At 68.7% G+C, this 17,004-nt stretch carries 19 protein-coding genes; 8 read left to right on the top strand and 11 right to left on the bottom strand.

Translation table 11 applies throughout. From position 1 onward, the window contains the following. Nucleotides 1-3 precede the first annotated feature (3 nt). A complete protein-coding gene (locus BMY74_RS21355) occupies nucleotides 4-1,086 on the top strand; it encodes a glycerophosphodiester phosphodiesterase (RefSeq protein WP_089918663.1) in 1,083 nt (360 codons plus the stop codon). Here BMY74_RS21355 and BMY74_RS21350 read toward each other — a convergent pair. The 5 genes from BMY74_RS21350 to BMY74_RS21330 form a co-directional block, all read right to left on the bottom strand. Beyond that, nucleotides 1,076-2,200, bottom strand: a complete 1,125-nt coding sequence (locus BMY74_RS21350) for an LLM class flavin-dependent oxidoreductase (RefSeq protein ID WP_089918661.1) — start codon at nucleotides 2,198-2,200, stop codon at nucleotides 1,076-1,078. The two genes, BMY74_RS21355 and BMY74_RS21350, sit on opposite strands and share 11 nt — an antisense overlap. Next, entirely contained in the window at nucleotides 2,197-3,171 is a 975-nt protein-coding gene (locus BMY74_RS21345) for an ABC transporter substrate-binding protein (protein WP_425434847.1), read from the bottom strand. The genes BMY74_RS21350 and BMY74_RS21345 overlap by 4 nt, the downstream gene beginning before the upstream one ends. Beyond that, nucleotides 3,155-3,856, bottom strand: a complete 702-nt coding sequence (locus tag BMY74_RS21340; protein WP_089918659.1) for an ABC transporter ATP-binding protein — start codon at nucleotides 3,854-3,856, stop codon at nucleotides 3,155-3,157. The genes BMY74_RS21345 and BMY74_RS21340 overlap by 17 nt, the downstream gene beginning before the upstream one ends. After that, nucleotides 3,841-4,650, bottom strand: coding sequence for an ABC transporter permease (locus tag BMY74_RS21335; protein ID WP_089918656.1), 810 nt, complete (start codon nucleotides 4,648-4,650; stop codon nucleotides 3,841-3,843). The genes BMY74_RS21340 and BMY74_RS21335 overlap by 16 nt, the downstream gene beginning before the upstream one ends. A gap of 128 nt (nucleotides 4,651-4,778) precedes the next feature. Beyond that, a complete protein-coding gene (locus BMY74_RS21330) occupies nucleotides 4,779-6,068 on the bottom strand; it encodes an adenylosuccinate synthase (RefSeq protein ID WP_089918653.1) in 1,290 nt (429 codons plus the stop codon). A gap of 62 nt (nucleotides 6,069-6,130) precedes the next feature. Between BMY74_RS21330 and BMY74_RS21325 the strand changes: the two genes are divergently transcribed. Both BMY74_RS21325 and BMY74_RS21320 read left to right on the top strand, forming a co-directional pair. After that, nucleotides 6,131-6,787 (top strand): hypothetical protein, encoded by a 657-nt coding sequence (locus tag BMY74_RS21325; RefSeq protein ID WP_089918651.1) that lies wholly within the window; start codon nucleotides 6,131-6,133, stop codon nucleotides 6,785-6,787. 104 nt (nucleotides 6,788-6,891) lie between these two features. Continuing rightward, nucleotides 6,892-7,521 (top strand): HNH endonuclease family protein, encoded by a 630-nt coding sequence (locus BMY74_RS21320; protein ID WP_089918648.1) that lies wholly within the window; start codon nucleotides 6,892-6,894, stop codon nucleotides 7,519-7,521. A gap of 159 nt (nucleotides 7,522-7,680) precedes the next feature. On the opposite strand, the gene BMY74_RS21310 is transcribed toward BMY74_RS21320, so the two are convergent. Continuing rightward, nucleotides 7,681-8,841: an FUSC family protein gene (locus tag BMY74_RS21310; protein ID WP_089918645.1), complete on the bottom strand. Its 1,161-nt coding sequence runs from the start codon at nucleotides 8,839-8,841 to the stop codon at nucleotides 7,681-7,683. Nucleotides 8,842-9,486: 645 nt separating this feature from the next. Next, nucleotides 9,487-9,897, bottom strand: coding sequence for a DUF3151 domain-containing protein (locus BMY74_RS21305; protein WP_089918642.1), 411 nt, complete (start codon nucleotides 9,895-9,897; stop codon nucleotides 9,487-9,489). 288 nt (nucleotides 9,898-10,185) lie between these two features. On the opposite strand from BMY74_RS21305, the gene BMY74_RS21300 reads away from it, so the two are divergent. Then, a complete protein-coding gene (locus tag BMY74_RS21300) occupies nucleotides 10,186-11,307 on the top strand; it encodes a hypothetical protein (RefSeq protein ID WP_089918640.1) in 1,122 nt (373 codons plus the stop codon). Here the strand turns inward: BMY74_RS21300 and BMY74_RS21295 are convergent. Continuing rightward, nucleotides 11,273-11,644 (bottom strand): winged helix-turn-helix transcriptional regulator, encoded by a 372-nt coding sequence (locus BMY74_RS21295; RefSeq protein ID WP_089918638.1) that lies wholly within the window; start codon nucleotides 11,642-11,644, stop codon nucleotides 11,273-11,275. The two genes, BMY74_RS21300 and BMY74_RS21295, sit on opposite strands and share 35 nt — an antisense overlap. An 84-nt stretch (nucleotides 11,645-11,728) precedes the next feature. On the opposite strand from BMY74_RS21295, the gene BMY74_RS21290 reads away from it, so the two are divergent. Next, nucleotides 11,729-12,556 (top strand): SDR family oxidoreductase, encoded by an 828-nt coding sequence (locus BMY74_RS21290; RefSeq protein ID WP_089919087.1) that lies wholly within the window; start codon nucleotides 11,729-11,731, stop codon nucleotides 12,554-12,556. 51 nt (nucleotides 12,557-12,607) lie between these two features. On the opposite strand, the gene fbaA is transcribed toward BMY74_RS21290, so the two are convergent. Beyond that, nucleotides 12,608-13,642, bottom strand: a complete 1,035-nt coding sequence (gene fbaA / locus BMY74_RS21285; protein ID WP_089918636.1) for a class II fructose-bisphosphate aldolase — start codon at nucleotides 13,640-13,642, stop codon at nucleotides 12,608-12,610. Between the two features lie 157 nt (nucleotides 13,643-13,799). Here fbaA and BMY74_RS21280 point away from each other — a divergent pair, with 157 nt between their 5' ends. Then, nucleotides 13,800-14,084: a DUF427 domain-containing protein gene (locus BMY74_RS21280; RefSeq protein WP_089918634.1), complete on the top strand. Its 285-nt coding sequence runs from the start codon at nucleotides 13,800-13,802 to the stop codon at nucleotides 14,082-14,084. On the opposite strand, the gene BMY74_RS21275 is transcribed toward BMY74_RS21280, so the two are convergent. Further along, a complete protein-coding gene (locus BMY74_RS21275; RefSeq protein WP_089918632.1) occupies nucleotides 14,074-14,856 on the bottom strand; it encodes a TIGR03620 family F420-dependent LLM class oxidoreductase in 783 nt (260 codons plus the stop codon). The genes BMY74_RS21280 and BMY74_RS21275 overlap by 11 nt on opposite strands. Before the next feature lie 37 nt (nucleotides 14,857-14,893). Here BMY74_RS21275 and BMY74_RS21270 point away from each other — a divergent pair, with 37 nt between their 5' ends. Both BMY74_RS21270 and BMY74_RS21265 read left to right on the top strand, forming a co-directional pair. Beyond that, complete coding sequence (locus BMY74_RS21270) at nucleotides 14,894-15,820, top strand: aldo/keto reductase (RefSeq protein WP_089918630.1); 927 nt, start codon at nucleotides 14,894-14,896, stop codon at nucleotides 15,818-15,820. A gap of 45 nt (nucleotides 15,821-15,865) precedes the next feature. Continuing rightward, the gene (locus BMY74_RS21265) at nucleotides 15,866-16,717 is read left to right on the top strand and encodes an SDR family oxidoreductase (protein ID WP_089919084.1); all 852 of its coding nucleotides are present in this window, start codon (nucleotides 15,866-15,868) and stop codon (nucleotides 16,715-16,717) included. Here BMY74_RS21265 and BMY74_RS21260 read toward each other — a convergent pair. Continuing rightward, entirely contained in the window at nucleotides 16,707-16,988 is a 282-nt protein-coding gene (locus BMY74_RS21260) for a YciI family protein (RefSeq protein WP_089918628.1), read from the bottom strand. The two genes, BMY74_RS21265 and BMY74_RS21260, sit on opposite strands and share 11 nt — an antisense overlap. Nucleotides 16,989-17,004 lie beyond the last annotated feature (16 nt).

The raw sequence follows: 17,004 nt of genomic DNA, 5'->3' as shown, positions 1-17,004 counted from the left end.
ACGATGTATCGGAGAGGTCTTGCCGCCGTAGTTCTCGTGTTCGCGGGTGCGGTGGTGGCGTCCCTGCCCTCCGCCTCCGCACACGACGACAAGGGCCCGATCGTCATCGGGCACCGCGGCGCGTCGGCGTACCGGCCGGAGCACACGCTGGCGGCGTACGAGCTCGCGGCGCGGATGGGTGCGGACTTCATCGAGCCCGACCTGGTGCCGACCAAGGACGGCAAGCTGGTCGCCCGGCACGAGAACGAGATCGGCGGCACGACGAACGTCGCCGAGAAGACGCAGTTCGCCGACCGCAGGAAGACCAAGACCATCGACGGCGTCGCTGTCACCGGCTGGTTCACCGAGGACTTCACGCTCGCCGAGCTGAAGACGTTGCGCGCGAAGGAGCGCATCCCCGCGATCCGCCCGCGCAACACGCTCTACGACGGCCGTTTCGAGATCCCGACGCTGCAGGAGGTCATCGACCTCTCGAAGCGCCTGTCCCGCGAGCTACACCGCGAGATCGGCATCTACCCCGAGACCAAGCACCCGACGTACTTCCAGTCGATCGGTCTCGCGCTGGAGCCGAAGCTCGTCGACGTGCTCAACCGCAACGGCCTGAACCGCAGCAGCGCCAAGGTGTACGTGCAGTCGTTCGAGGTCGCGAACCTCAAGGAGCTCAACCGGTCGCTGCGCGTGCCGATCGTGCAGCTGATCAACGCCGCGGGTGCGCCGTACGACTTCATCGCCGCCGGTGACAAGCGCACCTACGCCGACCTCGTCACCCCGGCCGGTCTGCGCGAGGTGCGTTCCTACGCGGACGGCGTCGGCCTCACCAAGGACGTCATCATCCCTCGTGACGCCAACGGGTTCCTCAAGGCGCCGACCACCGTCGTGAAGGACGCCCACCGGGTCGGCCTGGTCGTGCACTCGTGGACGTTCCGCAACGAGAACTCGTTCCTGCCCGCGGACTTCCGGTCCTCGACCGACCCGGCCGCGTACGGCCGGGCCTTCGAGGAGTACGACCTGTTCTTCAAGCAGGGCATCGACGGCGTGTTCGCGGACAACCCCGACACGGCCGTGGAGGCCAAGGTCAAGCGTTAGTCAGCGCGAGCGTGCGGTCCCCGTCGAGCAACCCGCGTTGCTTCAGCAGGGGCCGCACGCCCTCGCCGAACCAGTAGGCCTCTTCGAGGTGCGGGTAGCCGGAGAGCACGAACTCCTCGATGCCGATGGAGTGGTACTCCTCGATCAGGTCCGCGACCTCCTCGTGGGACCCGACCAACGCCGTTCCCGCACCACCGCGCACGAGCCCGACGCCCGCCCACAGGCCCGGGTAGATCTCCAGGCCCCGCACGCCCCGGCTCAGGTCGCCGCCGTGCAACGCCACCATCCGTTGCTGGCCAACGGACTCCGACGCGCCGAGCTGGGCCTGCGCCTTCGCCACCTGCTCCGGGTCGAGCGCGTCGAGCAGCTTCGCGGCCGCCTCCCACGCCTCCGCCGAGGTGTCCCGGCTGATCGTGTGCAGCCGGATGCCGAACCGGATCGGCCGGTCCGTCAGCGCCCGCACCCGCGCGATCTTCGCGGCCACGTCGGCGGGTGGTTCGCCCCAGGTCAGGTAGACGTCGGCGCGGGCAGCGGCCACCGGCAACGCGGCGTCGGAGGATCCCCCGAAGTAGATGGGCGGCACCGGGTCCGGCGCGGCCAGGACCGTCGCGTCCTGCACCTGGTAGTGGGCGCCGTGGAAGGTGAACGGCTTGCCGGTCCAGATCCCGCGCACGACCTGGAGGAACTCGTCGGTGCGCGCGTAGCGCTGGTCGTGGTCGAGCCAGTCGCCGAACCGTTGCTGCTCAACGGAATCGCCGCCGGTCACCACGTTGAGCAGCAGCCGCCCGCGGGAGATCCGCTGGTACGTCGAGGCCATCTGCGCGGCGAGCGTCGGCGAGAGCACGCCCGGCCGGAACGCCACGAGGAACTTCAGCGTCTTCGTCTGCGCGATCAACGCGGCCGTGGTCAGCCACGCGTCCTCGCACCACGTGCCGGTCGGCGTGAGCACGCCGGTGAACCCGACCTGCTCCGCCGTGCGCGCGATCTGCGCCAGGTAGTCGATGTCCGGGTCGCGACGGGCTCCGGCGGCGGGTGCGCGGTTGGCGTGGAAGTGCTCCACGACCGTGCGTCCGTCACCGGAGGTCGGCAGGAACCAGTGCAGCGTGATGCTCATGTGAGATCTCCCTGGAACCGCGTGTCCACGAACTTCCCGAAGTCGACCTTGCCCGGCAGCGTCTTGTCCTCGGTGAACGCGTCCGCGAGCTCCTGCTCCGACCTGATCACCGCGTCGTCCAGCTTCACCGGCAGGTCACCACCGCGTTCCACGGCGGCACGCGCGACCTCGTACTTCAGGCCGGTCTCCGCGGACCACGCCTTGGCCCACTCGTCGCGGTGCTCGTCGGCCCACTTCTGCGCCTTGTAGTACCGGATCAGGTACTCCTTGATCGCGGCGACCTTCCCCTTGTCCTCCAACGCCTTCTTGCCGGCGACCTGGAAGCCGTAGCCGTTAGCGGTGCCTTTGCCGTCGGCGAGGACCCGTGCACCGGCCTCCTTCTCGGCCTGCGCGGTGTAGGGGTCCCAGGTCGCCCACGCGTCGACCTTGCCCTGGGTGAAGGCGCCGTAGGCGTCGGCGGGCTGCAGGAAGTTCAGCGTCACGTCCTTGGTCGTGAGGCCGGCCGCGCGCAGGGTCGTGAGGATCTGCCCGTGCGCCGAACTCCCCTTCGCCACGGCGATGTTCTTGCCCTTGAGGTCCGCCACGGTCCTCAGCGACGAGTTCGCGGGCACCAGGATCGCGTCGCTCTCCACGTTGCCCCGGGACGAGCCGACCACGGCGATCTTCGCGTTCGCCGCGGCGGCGAAGATCGGGGGTGTGTTGCCCACACCCCCGATGTCGATGGCTCCGGCGGACGCGGCTTCGAGCAGCGGCGGGCCGGAGGTGAAGGTGGACCACTCGATCTTGTGGGGGAAGTCGTTCAGCAGCCCGGCGGCGGTCAGCAGCGACTTCGCGCCGCCCTTCTGGTCACCGACCTTCAGCACGACCTCACCGGGCGGCGTGTCCTGCGGCTGCGCGGACGTCGAGCAGCCGGTGGTGAGGATGATCGCGGCCAGCAGGGCCAGGAGCTTGCGGTCAGGCAGCTTCTTCAACGTCCACTCCCAGGTCGGCGAGCACGCGGGTGCGTTGCTCCACAACGGATGCCCGGCGGCGCGGGCGGGGCAGGTCGACGTGGTGCGTGGCGACGATCCGGCCCTCGTCGAGCACGAGGATCCGGTCGGCCAGCAGCAACGCCTCGTCGACGTCGTGCGTCACGAGCAGCACGGCGGGCTTGTGCCTGGCCCACAGGTCTTCCACCAGGTGGTGCATGGCGAGCCTGGTCAACGCGTCGAGCGCGCCGAACGGTTCGTCCAGCAGCAGCACGTCCGGCTCGCGCACCAGAGCCCGCGCGAGCGAGACCCGTTGCGCCTCACCGCCGGACAGCGTGAGCGGCCACGCGTCGGCGTGGCCGGTCAGCCGCACCTCCTCCAGCGCCTTGAGGGCGACCTCGCGTCCGTCAGGTTTGTGCAGGCCCAGCGAGATGTTCTTCCATACCTTGCGCCACGGCAGCAGACGCGGCTGCTGGAACGCGATCGACACCGTGCCGGGGACCTCCGCGGTCCCCTCGACGTCGCGGTCGAGGCCCGCGAGGATCCGCAGCAACGTCGACTTGCCGCAGCCGCTGCGCCCGAGCAGCGCCACGAACTCGCCCGGCTGGACTTCGAGGTCGATGCCGTCCAGCACCGTCCGTGCGCCGAACGCCTTGGTCAGGCCGCGCACGCTCACCGCTTTTGCCACCGCAGGACCCTCCTCTCCATCAGCCGCACCAGGGCGTCGGTCGTGAGACCGAGCAGCGCGTAGACCACGAGGCCGACGACCACGACGTCGGTGCGGAGGAACTCGCGGGCGTTGTTGATCAGGAAGCCGAGGCCCGCGTCGGCGTTGACCTGCTCGGCGACGATCAGCGACAGCCAGGCGGTGCCGAACGCGATCCGCAGTCCCACGAGCGTTTGCGGCACGGCGGACGGCAGCACGACGTGCACGATCCGTTCGAACCGGCTGTAGCCCAGCACCTTCGCGGCCTCGACCAGGCCGGGATCGGTCTGGCGGATGCCCGCGTGCAGGTTGAGGTAGAGCGGGAACGCGACGCCGGCCGCGACCAGCGCGAGCTTGGGTTCCTCGCCGATCCCGAACCACAGGATGAACAGCGGGATCAGGCCGAGGTGCGGCAGCGTGCGCAACATCTGGACAGGTGGGTCCAGCAGCGTCTCACCCCAGCGGGAAAGGCCGGAGGCGAGTCCCAGAACAACACCGGCCAGACCGCCGATGAGAAATCCGAAGAAAACGCGCGTGATCGACACGGCGAACGCTTCGCCCAATTGGCCGTCCGCGATGAGCTCACCGGCGGATTCGGCGATCGTGACAGGAGAAGCGAGTTTGTCGGGGGACAGCACACCCGTTGAGCTGGCCAGTTGCCACAGCAGGACCAGCGCTATTGGGCTGATCCAGCGCAGTGGCAGCTTCAGTTTTCGCGCCTGTTGAGGCGGCGCGGATTTGGGCCGCGCGACTACGCCTGCTATGGACAAGGTCATAGGCAGGAAGTACAGGCGAGTGGAACAAGTGAGTCAACGACGCCCAAATCCTGATAATGCGTCGGACGTCGAGATGATCGGACGTGGGTGGTTTCCCAGAATTCGGAAACCACCCACGCCCTGTGCTATCAGCCGAGCACGTCGTGCCGGACGATCGTCTGGTCGCGGCCCGGGCCGACGCCGATCGCGGAGACGCGGGCGCCGATGATGCTCTCCAGGTACTCGACGTACGCCTTCGCGTTCGCCGGCAGCTCGTCGAACGAGCGGCAGTGCGAGATGTCCTCGAACCAGCCCGGCAGCTCCTCGTAGACCGGGACGGCGTGGTGCACGTCGGTCTGCGTCATCGGCATCTCGTCGACGCGGCGACCGTCCACTTCGTACGCGACGCAGACCGGCACCTTCTCCAGGCCCGACAGCACGTCCAGCTTGGTGAGGAAGTAGTCGGTGATGCCGTTGACGCGGCTCGCGTAGCGGGCGATCACGGCGTCGAACCAGCCGGTGCGGCGCGAACGCCCGGTCGTGACACCGAACTCGCCGCCCTGCTTGCGCAGGTACTCGCCCTGGTCGTCGTTGAGCTCCGTCGGGAACGGACCGGAGCCGACGCGGGTCGTGTAGGCCTTCAGGATGCCGATCACGGTGCTGATGCGCGTCGGGCCGACACCGGAGCCGACGGTCGCGCCGCCCGAGGTCGGGTTCGACGACGTGACGAACGGGTAGGTGCCGTGGTCGACGTCGAGCAGCGTGCCCTGCGAGCCCTCCAGCACGACGATCTCGTCGCGGTCGAGCGCCTGGTTGAGCAGCAGGCGGGTGTCGGCGATGCGGTGCACGAAGTGCTGGCCGTGCTCGAGGACCTGGTCGACGACCTGGTCGGCGTCGAGCGCCTTGCGGTTGTAGACCTTGACCAGCACCTGGTTCTTGAAGTCCAGGGCGGCCTCGACCTTCTGCCGCAGGATCTTCTCGTCCAGCAGGTCCTGCACGCGGACGCCGACGCGGGCGAGCTTGTCCTGGTAGGCGGGGCCGATGCCGCGACCGGTCGTGCCGATCTTCGCCTTGCCCAGGTAGCGCTCGGTCACCTTGTCGATGGCCACGTGGTACGGCATGATCAAGTGCGCGTCCGACGAGATCAGCAGCCCGCTGGTGTCGACGCCCTTCTCCTCCAGGCCCGCGAGCTCCGTGAGCAGCACGCCGGGGTCGACCACGACACCGTTGCCGATCACGTTCTTCACGCCGGGCGTGAGGATGCCGGAGGGGATGAGGTGGAGGGCGAACTTCTGACCGTCCGGGAGGACGACGGTGTGACCCGCGTTGTTGCCGCCCTGGTAGCGAACGATCCACTGGACACGCTCACCGAGGATGTCGGTGGCCTTGCCCTTGCCCTCATCGCCCCACTGGGCACCGATCAGCACGACGGCCGGCATGTGAAACTCCAAGCACTTGGACTGGTTCGAGCGAATGCCGGTAAGTGAGGGTAGACCAGGAGATGACCGTGCGCGGAATCGTGTTGGCCTGCGGAAACGCGCAGTCGCCATTGATCGCTCAACGTGACGACGTGGTGGCCGTCCCGGCCCGTCCCGGCAAGGACCACGTCGACCACCACCTGGACGCCGACCGGCTCGTCGTGGTGGGCACCGACGCCGACCTCGCCGCGGTGGCGTTGAGGTTGCTGCGCAAGGAGAAGCTCGGCTCGGTGGCACTGGGTTACGTGCCCGTGGCCGATTCGTCCGTCGCCGCCCTCTGGGGGCTTTCGACCGATCCCGGCCGCGCCCTGGACGTCGCCCTGAACGGTGATGTGGATCCCGTCCCGCTCGTCCGCGACGACGTCGGCGGAGTGCTGGTGGGCCTCGGCGTGTTGTCACCGGTTCGTGGCGTCGGTTACAGCGACGCGGACAACGTGCTGCGCGGGCAGGCGTCGCGGATCGAGTGCACGCCCGACCCGGACGGCGGCCTGGGGCTGCGGATCCGGATCGTCAACAAGCGCCTGTTCGGGTCGAAGGTCCGGGAGAGCCGCCCGCGGGCGTTCCAGCTCGGCTGCCTGCCGACGACCGCCGTGCAGGACGGCCACAAGCACCCGCGCCCGGTGGACAAGTGGACCTGGTACCGCCACACCGAGGACTTGAGGCTCGTCCGAGGCCTCTAGGCATCTGCTTGTCATTCACTTGAGTGTCACTCGAAGGCATTGCTTAATTTCACAGCGTGACTGAGGGTAGGCCCGATCACTTTCCAACGAGGAAGGTCGGGCCGATGTCAAAAGTTAACCGAACCATTGGTGTTCTGGTTGCCACCGCAGCCATCACCTTCGGTTTTGTTTCCCCTGCACTCGCGACACCGCCGAACATCCCCACCGCCGCCACCGCCAAGTCGGAACTGGCGGGCCTCACCGTCCGCGCGGATGGCTCGATGACGGGCTATTCGCGCGACAAGTTCCCGCACTGGATCACCCAGTCGGGTACCTGCAACACCCGCGAGGCCGTGCTGAAGCGCGACGGCACCAACGTCGTGACGGACTCCGCCTGCGCCGCCACCTCGGGCCGCTGGTTCTCGCCCTACGACGGCGCGACCTGGTCCGCGGCCTCCGACGTGGACATCGACCACATCGTGCCCCTGGCGGCCGCCTGGAGGTCCGGAGCGGCGTCCTGGACCACCGCCCAGCGCCAGTCGTTCGCCAACGACATGTCCGGCCCGCAGCTGATCGCCGTCACGGACAACGTGAACCAGGCGAAGGGCGACCAGACCCCTGCCACCTGGAAGCCGCCGCTGACGTCCTACTGGTGCACCTACGCCAAGATGTGGGTACACACCAAGTACCGCTGGAACCTCAGCGTGAACTCGGCGGAGAAGACCGAACTGACGGGCATGCTCGGAAGGTGCTGATGGCGTCCCTCTCCACGCTTTTCGTGGCAGGCCCCGGTGGCGTGATGACCGACGAGGTCGGCGTCGTCACCGGAGACCTCGAACTGTGCACGGACCTTTCCGAAGACGGAAATCTGCGCGCACTGGTCCGCTACGAGGGCGCGGAGGAGTGGTACGCGATCACGGGCGCGTCGTGCGCCCTTCTCGATCCTCGTGATCACGAGCAGGTGCATTCCCTGCTCGTGGGCCTTCTGAACCGGCCGGAGGGCTGAGAGGCGGCAACGCCTCCATCGCCTCGCTCCGGCTCACCCCGGTCGCCTGCAGCAGGTCCACCGCGACACTGCGGATCTGCGCCAGCACGACCTTGGACGAGAACCCGTCCCCACCGAGACGCCGCGCGGTGAGACTCCGCGCGGCGTCCCGCACGGCCTCCCTGGTCGCCTTCGGCTCGTTGCCCTTCTCCAGCTCGCCCCGCAGGCAGTCCACGGCGTCCGCGTATTCCTTGAGCACGTCCGGCACCCCGTCCGGAATCCGCTCGTCGGCCTTCAGCGCCGCCATGGTCCTGCGAGCGAGCACGCGAGTGTTCCGAATCGCGTAGTCCACCGGCCCGGCCGCCGTCTGGTACCGGCTCAGCTCGTCCTTCGACCGCCACCGGATGGGCGCGATCTTCGCGATCTCACTACCGGTCTGCAGCGCGGACTTGTAGTCGTCGATGGTCGTCTGACTGGTCCGCAACTCGGCCAGCACCCCGGCGGCCTTGACCGCGTCCTTCTCCTCGAGCGCCAGGGCGATGTTCCGCAGCGCGCCACTCAGCGTGTTCGTCAGCACCTTGAGCTGCCGCTGCGCCACCGTGACGGGATTCGCGGGAATGAGCGCCGCCACAGCGAGCCCGACGAGCCCACCGGTCAACGCGTCGATCATCCGGTCGAACCCACCACCAGCACTGGGCGGCAACAACGTGGCCACCAGCACGGCGGAAGAGCCCGCCTGCAACGCGATGACCGTCCCCCCGTCCAACAACACGGCCGTCGACATCGCCAACGCCACGACGAGCGCGATCTGCCAGGGCCCGCTCCCGATCCAGCCGATGAGCGCGTCCCCGACCCCCACCCCGACCGACACGCCGACGACCAGCTCACCCACGCGCCGCAGCCGCTGCCCGAGCGAAACCCCAAGGCACACGACAGCCGCAATGGGAGCGAAGAACGGGTGCGCGTGCCCGATGAGCACCGTCGCCACCACCCACGCCAGCCCAGCGGACAGGGCACATTGGACGATCGGCAACGCGGCCCCGCGCCACCGCGCGAGCCCACGCCCGACCGCATCCCTGACCGCGCCCACCACTCACCCCGACCCGCTAGTACGCCGATGCCCGCCGCCAGTCTCGAACCAACGGACACCGGTCACAACCTGCCACCAGCCTTTCCTTGCCCAGGGGCAAGCAACCTCACACGCGGTGGGGAGGGGAGGGAGGGGCGGACGGGCTGCCAGGTGCGGCGGCAGGTGGTGCGGCCGCAGGCGCTGCGGCGGCAGCCGGGTGAGGGCCGGTGGGGTCGGCGGTGACCGGCGGCAGGGGCTGGGCAAACGGGGCGAGGTCAGCGCAGTGGCGAGATCAGCGCGAAGCGCGAGACCGCCCGCGATGCCGCAGGCGAGCCGTCTTCAGCAAAGAGGTACCGGCGGTGGGGTCCCATCACGAGTCGCGCCACAGCTCTTGCTGCAGTCAGGCAGGGGTGTCAACTCGGCACGCTCTTCGCCGAGTTGACACCCCTGCCTGACTGTGGCCCGCTCTTGGTGCGGCTTGTGATGGGACCCCACCGCCACCGCAACCCTCAACGCAACAGGCAGCCGCTCTAAGCAGCAGGCGTGCCATCTACCTGCCCGCGGCGCTACCCCCTGATCAGATTGCCGGGGTCTGGGGCAGAGCCCCAGGGGAAGCACGCAACAGAAACAGGCCGCACGCAGAACAACCACCCGAAAAAAGGGCGATCAGACCAGCCCAAGCGCAGCAGGCGCCTTCGGGTCCGAGTCAGCGAGGAACGTAGAACACCGCGACCACTCCTCGTCCTCCCCGATCTCCCGAGCAGCCCGAGCCAACGCCCCAAGAGCCCTCAAAAACCCCTGATTCGGCCGGTGATCCCAGGGAACGGGCCCGAACCCCTTCCACCCGGCCCGCCGCAACTGGTCCAACCCCCGGTGGTACCCGGTGCGCGCATACGCATAGGCAGCGACAGGGTCCCCGGCGTGCAGCGCGCGCTCGGCGAGCAGGGCCCAGGCCTCGGAGAAGTCCGGGTAGGCGCGCACGATCTTGGCGGGGTCGGTCCCGCCGTCAGCGGCGGCCTGCGCCTCAGGGCGTTCGGGAAGACGGGTCGGCTCGGGCCCGAGGAGGTTCTCAACCATGCGACCCATCGTGCCGCATGTGACGAACCGAGCTAGACGAACATCCTCATGACGGAGACCACAACGGCCAGCATCAGCACGGTGACGAGCACGCCGGCGATGATGCGCTGCTTCGTGGTCGCCTTGTAGCCGTCGTTCGCGTCGGAGCTCATGGCCGTGCACCTTGCCGTGAGCGGCACGACAACTTCAACGTCGTTCACTCCATCGTGCGCACGAATTGGAAACATCAGGGTAAAACCAGGGACGTTCTCCCTACCTGGACACCCGAGGCGCGCTCATGATGTTCGGATGATTCAGGGGGCAAGGCAGTTCCGGGACCTCTACTGGGAGCGGGGCGCGCCGGGCAGGGAGACACCGGCGGCGCTCACGAAGCGGCTCTACCAGTGGTGGCTCGTCGGTCTGCTGCTGAAACTGATCGGGTCGTCGTGGGACGTCTCGTGGCACTTCAAGTGGTTGCGCGACGACCTCGCGCCGCCGCATCTGATCAACACGGTCGGCACGGTGATCGTGGTCGGGCTGACGTTGTTCCACACGTTCACCGGGTACGGCGGCGACAAGCCGACGATCCGGTTGATGCAGGTCGGGTCGGGGATCTTTCTGATCGCGCTGCCGATCGACGTCATCAACCACCGGGTCAACGGACTCGACATCACCAGTTGGAGCGGGTCGCACGCGCTGCTGTACCTCGGTACGGCCGTGATGCTGGCCGGCGCGATCCGCGGGTGGATGAAGAACTACCCCGAAGGCAGGGGCAGGACGCTGGGGCTTGCGGCGCTGTGGTTCTTCTTCCTGGAGAACGTCTGGTTCCCCAACCAGCACCAGGAGTACGGCGTGCGCGCGTTGCAGGCGTACGACAGCGGACGGCCCGAGGCCGAGCCGATCCTGTTGCAGTTCGCGGCCGACCAGCTCGGCGTCCCGGTCGGGCGGGAGGCGGTCGTGAACTTCGCCCTGCCCATCGCGGACTGGGTCTACCCCGTGTGGGGACTGGTCGCAGCGGCGATCGTGCTCGTCATCGCGCGCAGGACGATCGACAAGAAGTGGGCGGCCACGGCGGTCGTCGGCGGATATGTCGCCTACCGCTGCCTGATCTGGCCCTTGCTGGCCGGGATCGACTTCCCGAAGTCCGCGGTGCCGCTGTTCCTGGTGCTGGTCGGGCTCGCGATCGACGCGGCGCACGCCGTCGACATGCCGACGCCCGCCAAGGCGGTGCTGGGGTCGGCGGCCGTCACGACGGTCGGGTACGTCGGGATCTGGTTCCAGCAGGAGTACCTGTGGGGGCCGCCGATCTCGTTCTCGTCGGCGGCGGTCACGGCCGTGCTGCTGGCGGTGCTGTGGACGGCCGGGGACCTGCTGGTCCACCGCCGCCTCGCCGGCGTCACGCCTCGAGCCGGGCTGCCAGCCGCGTCGTGATCCGGCCGAACAGGTCGGCCAGCGGCTCGCCGACGTCCCGCCCGAACTCGGTCAACCCGTAGGTGACCTGGGGCGGGGTCGTCGGCTCCACCCTGCGCCAGATCAGGCCGTCGTCGACGAGGCCGCGCAACGTCTGGGACAGCATCTTCTCGCTGATGCCCTGGATGCCGTCGCGCAGCTCGAAGAACCTCAGGTCGTTGGTCTGCAACGAGATCAGCACCCAGATGCCCCAGCGGCTGGTGACGTGGTCGACCATCTCGCGCGCGGGGCAGTTGGTGTGAAACACGTCATAGCGCCCGTTGTTCTCGGGGCGCGTGAACTGAGCTCCGACCGCCATGTCCGGAGCTTACCCAGAGGTACGTCCTTACGAAATGTAAGCCCGGTTCCTAGCGTCGTGCCCACATCGACGAAGGAGCTGGACATGATCGTGGTAACCGGTGCGACCGGGAACGTCGGCAGGCCGCTGACCAGGGCGTTGGCGGAGGCCGGCGAGCAGGTGGTGGCCGTGTCCCGGCACGCGGCGGAGGTGCCGGACGGCGTGCGGCACCAGGTGGCGGACCTCTCCGATCCGCACAGCCTGGACCTGAAGGGCGCGAAGGCGTTGTTCCTGCTGCTGTCCGGAGACCTGCACGCCGTCGGGGCCAGTCCCGTCCAGCTGGTCGAACGGGCCGTCGCGCACGGGGTGGGCCGGGTGGTGCTGCTGTCGTCGCTGGGTGTGCGGACCAGGCCGTTCGGCACGACGCGGGTCGAGCTGCGCGCACTGGAGGACGTGCTGCGCGAGTCCGGCCTCGACTGGGCCGTCCTGCGGCCCGGCGGGTTCGCGTCCAACGCGCTGTGGTGGGCCGAGTCGGTCCGCGCCCAGCGGACCGTCGCCGCACCGTTCGGCGACACCGGGGTGCCGGTCATCGACCCGGCGGATATCGCCGAGGTCGCGGCCACCGCCCTGCTCAGCGACAGGAACGGCGTCCTGGAGCTCACCGGGCCGGAGGTGATCACGCCACGGCAGCAGGCGGAGGCGATCGCGGACGCGCTCGGCGAACCCGTGCGGTTCCACGAGCTCACCCGCGCCGAGGCGAAGGCGGGCCTGGAGCAGCTCATGCCGGGCGAGCTCGCCGACGACACCCTGGACATCCTGGGGGCGCCCACGCCCGACGAGGTGGTGGTGAGCCCGGACGTCGAGAAGGTCCTCGGCCGCGCCCCGCGCACGTTCGCCGACTGGGTCGCCCGCCACGTCGAGGCGTTCCGCTGACAAAGCGAAAGGCCCCCGGCGCGAGACCGGGGGCCTTCCTCGCGAAACGTGTCAGCCCGCGATCATGCGGCCCGACGACTTGAGGTGCTCGCACGCCGAGGCGATGCGGGCGGCCATGGCCTGCTCCGCGGCCTTGAGGTAGCTGCGCGGGTCGTAGGCCTTCTTGTTGCCGACCTCGCCGTCGATCTTCAGCACACCGTCGTAGTTCGCGAACATGTGCGCGGCGATCGGACGGGTGAACGCGTACTGCGTGTCCGTGTCGATGTTCATCTTGATGACGCCGTACGACACGGCCTCGTGGATCTCCTCGAGCAGCGAGCCGGAGCCGCCGTGGAAGACCAGGTCGAACGGCTTCGAGCCGGCCGGGAGGCCGAGCTTCTCCGCCACGACGTCCTGGCCCTGCTTGAGGATCTCCGGGCGCAGCTTGACGTTGCCCGGCTTGTAGACGCCGTGCACGTTGCCGAAGGTCGCGGCGAGCAGGTAACGGCCCTTCTCGCCGGCACCGAGGGCCTCGACGGTCTTCAGGTAGTCCTCGGGCGTCGTGTAGAGCTTGTCGTTGATCTCGTTGTCGACGCCGTCCTCCTCGCCGCCGACGACGCCGACCTCGATCTCGAGGACGAGCTTCGCCTTGGCCGAGAGGTCGAGCAGCTCGGACGCGATCTGGAGGTTCTCCTCCAGCGGCACGGCGGAGCCGTCCCACATGTGCGACTGGAAGAGCGGGTTGCCGCCCTTGTCGACGCGCTCCTGGCTGATCGCGATCAGCGGACGCACGTAGCCCTCGAGCTTGTCCTTCGGGCAGTGGTCGGTGTGCAGCGCGATGTTCACCGGGTACTTCGCGGCGACGACGTGCGCGTACTCCGCGAGCGCCACGGCACCGGTCACCATGTCCTTGACCTTGGTGCCCGAGGCGAACTCGGCACCGCCGGTCGAGACCTGGATGATGCCGTCGCTCTCAGCCTCGGCGAAGCCGCGCAGAGCCGCGTTGAGCGTCTCCGACGACGTGACGTTGATGGCGGGGTAGGCGAACTCGTTCGCCTTGGCCCGGTCCAGCATCTCCGCGTAGACCTCGGGAGTTGCGATGGGCATCGGTGGTCCTCCTCAGGCGCCCTGAACGGGTGTCGCCCCGCATCCTACGAGCCGGTGTCACGGGGCCGTAACAGTGGCCGCCCTCACAGGAGGATCGATCAAGTACGAGCTGACCAGCCGATCTGCACTACTCGCCGGTAAGGGCACACTGGAAGACATGGCAACCGCGAAGTGGAACGGCAAGATCATCGCCTCGAGCGACGACACGGTCGTCGTCGAGGGCAACCACTACTTCCCCCTGGAGTCCGTCGACCCGGATGTCCTCAAGCCCACCGACCACACCTCCCACTGCCCGTGGAAGGGCGACGCGAACTACTTCTCGTTGCAGGTCGACGGGTCCGAGAACACCAACGCGGCCTGGTACTACGCCGAGCCGAAGGAAGCGGCGGCGGAGATCAAGGGCCGCGTGGCGTTCTGGAAGGGCGTCGAGATCAGCGCCTGAGCCCCAGGGCTCCGGCCAGTTCCGCGTAGTGGCCGTTCAGAGACTGGACGGCCACGTGGTCGGCACCCGCGTCGACGTGCGCCTGCAGCTTCGCGGCCACCTGGTCCGGGCTGCCGTGCGCGACCAGCGCGTCGATGAGCCGGTCCGAACCCTTCACGTCCTCCTCGGAGAACCCGTACCGGCGCCAGTTGTTCACGTAGTTCGTGAGCGTGAAGTAGAGCGCCAGCTGCTCACGGGCGATGGCCCGCGCAGCGTCCGGGTCCTCCTCGACGACCACCGTGACCTCGGGCGCCAGGAGCTTGTCCCCGAGCACCTTGCGCGCTTCGGCGGTGTGCTCGACCGGCACGAGGTACGGGTGGGCGCCGGCGGTCCGGTCCGCGGAGAGCTGCAGCACCTTCGGGCCGAGCGCGGCCAGCACGAGCCGGTCGGTCGGCACGTCGAGGCGGTCGAGGTAGCCCACGAGCTTGGCGTACGGCTTCTCGTAGGCCTGGTCGAGCTGCCGGTGGCCGATGCCGACGCCGAGCAGGAACCTGTCGCTCGCCAACCGGTGGAACTCGGCGGAGACGGCCTCGGGCTCGGTCTGCCAGACGTTGGTGATGCCGGTGGCGATGGTGATCGACTCGGTGGCGTTCAACGCCTGCTCGACCAGGGCGATGTCCGGCGAGGCGCCGATCCAGAAGGCGCTGTAGCCGAGGGCTTCGAGCTCCGCGATCTCACCGAGCTTCGGCGCCCACTCGTAGTGCGAGCCCCAGACTCCGAACGTTCCCAGCATGCGAACCCCAATCGTCGCGGCGGACTACCTTCGCAGTATGCCGATCTTGAGCACCACGGACCTCGAAATCTCACGCCTCTGTTTGGGTGGCAACGTCTTCGGCTGGACCGCCGACGAGGAGCAGTCGTTCGCCGTGCTCGACGCGTACGTGGAGGCGGGCGGGAACTTCGTCGACACCGCCGACGCGTACTCGGCGTGGGCGGAGGGCAACTCCGGCGGCGAGTCGGAGACGATCATCGGCAGGTGGCTGGCCGGGCGCGGCCGCCGCGACGACGTCGTGGTGGCGACGAAGGTCGGCATGCTCGCCGGGTTCAAGAACCAGAAGCGCGACACGATCCTGACCAGCGCCGAGCGTTCGCTCAAGCGGCTCGGTGTCGACCACATCGACCTCTACTACAACCACCTGGACGACCCGGCCACGCCGCTCGAGGAGACGCTCGCGGCCTACGACCAGCTGGTCCGCGACGGCAAGGTCCGCTACGTCGCCGCCTCCAACTTCTCCGCCGAACGGCTCGCGAAGGCGCTCGAGGTCCAGGAGCGCGAGGGCTTCGCGAAGTTCGTGGCGCTGCAGCCCGAGTACAACCTGGTCAGCCGCGACGAGTTCGAGGGCGACCTGCAGCAGGTCGTGGCCGGGCACGGCCTCGCCACCGTGCCGTACTGGGGCCTCGCGAGGGGCTTCCTGACCGGCAAGTACCGGCCGGGCGTCGCGGTCGAGAGCGTGCGGGCGGGAGCGGCCTCGCAGTACCTCGACGAGCACGGCCTGCAGGTGCTGGAGGTGCTCGACGAACTGGCCGAGACGCACGAGACCACGGTCGCGGCGGTCGCCCTGGCGTGGCTCGCCCAGCAACCCACGGTGGCCGCGCCGATCGCGTCCGCGCGCACGTTGGAGCAGCTCAGCGACCTGACGCCACTGCTGACCCTCGAACTGACCCAGGCCGAGGTGGATCGCCTTAGTGCAATTTAACTTGCCAGTAGCTTACCGGGAGTAGGTTGCGTTACCGTGACGGGCATGGACGTCACGGGCAAGGTGGTACTGATCACCGGCGCGGCCAGGGGCATCGGCGCCGAGGTGGCGAGGCAACTGGCCGGGCGCGGGGCTCGTCTCGCACTCGTCGGGCTCGAGAAAGCCCAGCTCGAAGAGGTCGCGCGGGAGACCGGCGGCAAGGCGTGGGAAGCCGACGTCACCGACTGGGACGTGCTCGACCGGGTCATGACCGAGGTCGCCGAGCACTTCGGCGGCATCGACGTGGTGGTGGCGAACGCGGGCATCGCGGCCACCGGGTTCGTGCGCTCGATGGACCCCAAGGCGTTCGAACGGGTCATCGAGGTGAATCTGCTCGGTGTGTGGCGCACGGTCCGCACGGCGCTGCCGCACCTGATCAAGACCCGCGGCTACTGCCTGGTCGTGTCGTCGCTGGCCGCGATCGTGCACATCCCCGGCAACGCGGCCTACTCGGCGGCCAAGGCGGGCTGCGAAGCGTTTGCTGACAGCCTGCGGGCCGAGGTCAGGCACCTGGGCGTGGACGTCGGCACGGCGTACTTCTCGTGGATCTCCACGGACATGGTCAACAGCGCCGACGAGCACCCGGTCTTCGGCAAGCTGCGCAAGGGCATGCCGGGCCTCGCCGGCAAGAAGTACCCGGTCCGCGACGTCGGCAGGGCCGTGGTGAAGGGCATCGAGAAGCGGGCGAGGGCGGTCCACGTCCCCGGCTGGGTCGGCGCTCTGAAGTACTTCCGCGCGTTCACGCCGTTCGTCGTGGACCGCCAGTCGGTCGAGGAGGTGGCCGACGCCGACAGGCAGATGGCCGCGAGCGACACGTCGGGCCTGGTCGGGCCGGGCGGACAGGCCGCTAGCCGGTGACCCAGGGGCCCATCAGCGCATTCCACTCGCGGATGGTCCACTCGGCCACGCCGGCGGGCGTGTACGGGTCGGCGGCGATGATCTCCTTCACCGCCGCCTCGTCCGCCGCCTCGTAGATGATCAACGCGCCGGCGTCGTCGGCGTACGGTCCCGAGGCCAGGATCACGCCCTTCTCGACGAGGGACGCGATGTACTCGCGGTGCTCGGGGCGTACTGCGAGACGCTTCTCACGGTCCGGACCGAACACCAATTCGACTGCAAAACGGGCCATGCCTCCACCGTAGTGA

Origin of the sequence: Lentzea albida (genome assembly GCF_900111005.1) — a bacterium.
Taxonomy (GTDB): domain Bacteria; phylum Actinomycetota; class Actinomycetes; order Mycobacteriales; family Pseudonocardiaceae; genus Lentzea; species Lentzea albida.
This window is presented reverse-complemented; position numbering and strand designations above follow the sequence as displayed.

Coding starts and splice junctions, on each gene's coding strand:
- BMY74_RS21355 (WP_089918663.1), top strand. CDS start 4: ATGTATCGGAGAGGTCTTGCCGCCGTAGTTCTCGTGTTCGCGGGTGCG.
- BMY74_RS21350 (WP_089918661.1), bottom strand. CDS start 2,200: ATGAGCATCACGCTGCACTGGTTCCTGCCGACCTCCGGTGACGGACGC.
- BMY74_RS21335 (WP_089918656.1), bottom strand. CDS start 4,650: ATGACCTTGTCCATAGCAGGCGTAGTCGCGCGGCCCAAATCCGCGCCG.
- BMY74_RS21330 (WP_089918653.1), bottom strand. CDS start 6,068: ATGCCGGCCGTCGTGCTGATCGGTGCCCAGTGGGGCGATGAGGGCAAG.
- BMY74_RS21325 (WP_089918651.1), top strand. CDS start 6,131: ATGACCGTGCGCGGAATCGTGTTGGCCTGCGGAAACGCGCAGTCGCCA.
- BMY74_RS21320 (WP_089918648.1), top strand. CDS start 6,892: ATGTCAAAAGTTAACCGAACCATTGGTGTTCTGGTTGCCACCGCAGCC.
- BMY74_RS21305 (WP_089918642.1), bottom strand. CDS start 9,897: ATGGTTGAGAACCTCCTCGGGCCCGAGCCGACCCGTCTTCCCGAACGC.
- BMY74_RS21300 (WP_089918640.1), top strand. CDS start 10,186: ATGATTCAGGGGGCAAGGCAGTTCCGGGACCTCTACTGGGAGCGGGGC.
- BMY74_RS21295 (WP_089918638.1), bottom strand. CDS start 11,644: ATGGCGGTCGGAGCTCAGTTCACGCGCCCCGAGAACAACGGGCGCTAT.
- BMY74_RS21290 (WP_089919087.1), top strand. CDS start 11,729: ATGATCGTGGTAACCGGTGCGACCGGGAACGTCGGCAGGCCGCTGACC.
- fbaA (WP_089918636.1), bottom strand. CDS start 13,642: ATGCCCATCGCAACTCCCGAGGTCTACGCGGAGATGCTGGACCGGGCC.
- BMY74_RS21280 (WP_089918634.1), top strand. CDS start 13,800: ATGGCAACCGCGAAGTGGAACGGCAAGATCATCGCCTCGAGCGACGAC.
- BMY74_RS21275 (WP_089918632.1), bottom strand. CDS start 14,856: ATGCTGGGAACGTTCGGAGTCTGGGGCTCGCACTACGAGTGGGCGCCG.
- BMY74_RS21270 (WP_089918630.1), top strand. CDS start 14,894: ATGCCGATCTTGAGCACCACGGACCTCGAAATCTCACGCCTCTGTTTG.
- BMY74_RS21265 (WP_089919084.1), top strand. CDS start 15,866: ATGGACGTCACGGGCAAGGTGGTACTGATCACCGGCGCGGCCAGGGGC.
- BMY74_RS21260 (WP_089918628.1), bottom strand. CDS start 16,988: ATGGCCCGTTTTGCAGTCGAATTGGTGTTCGGTCCGGACCGTGAGAAG.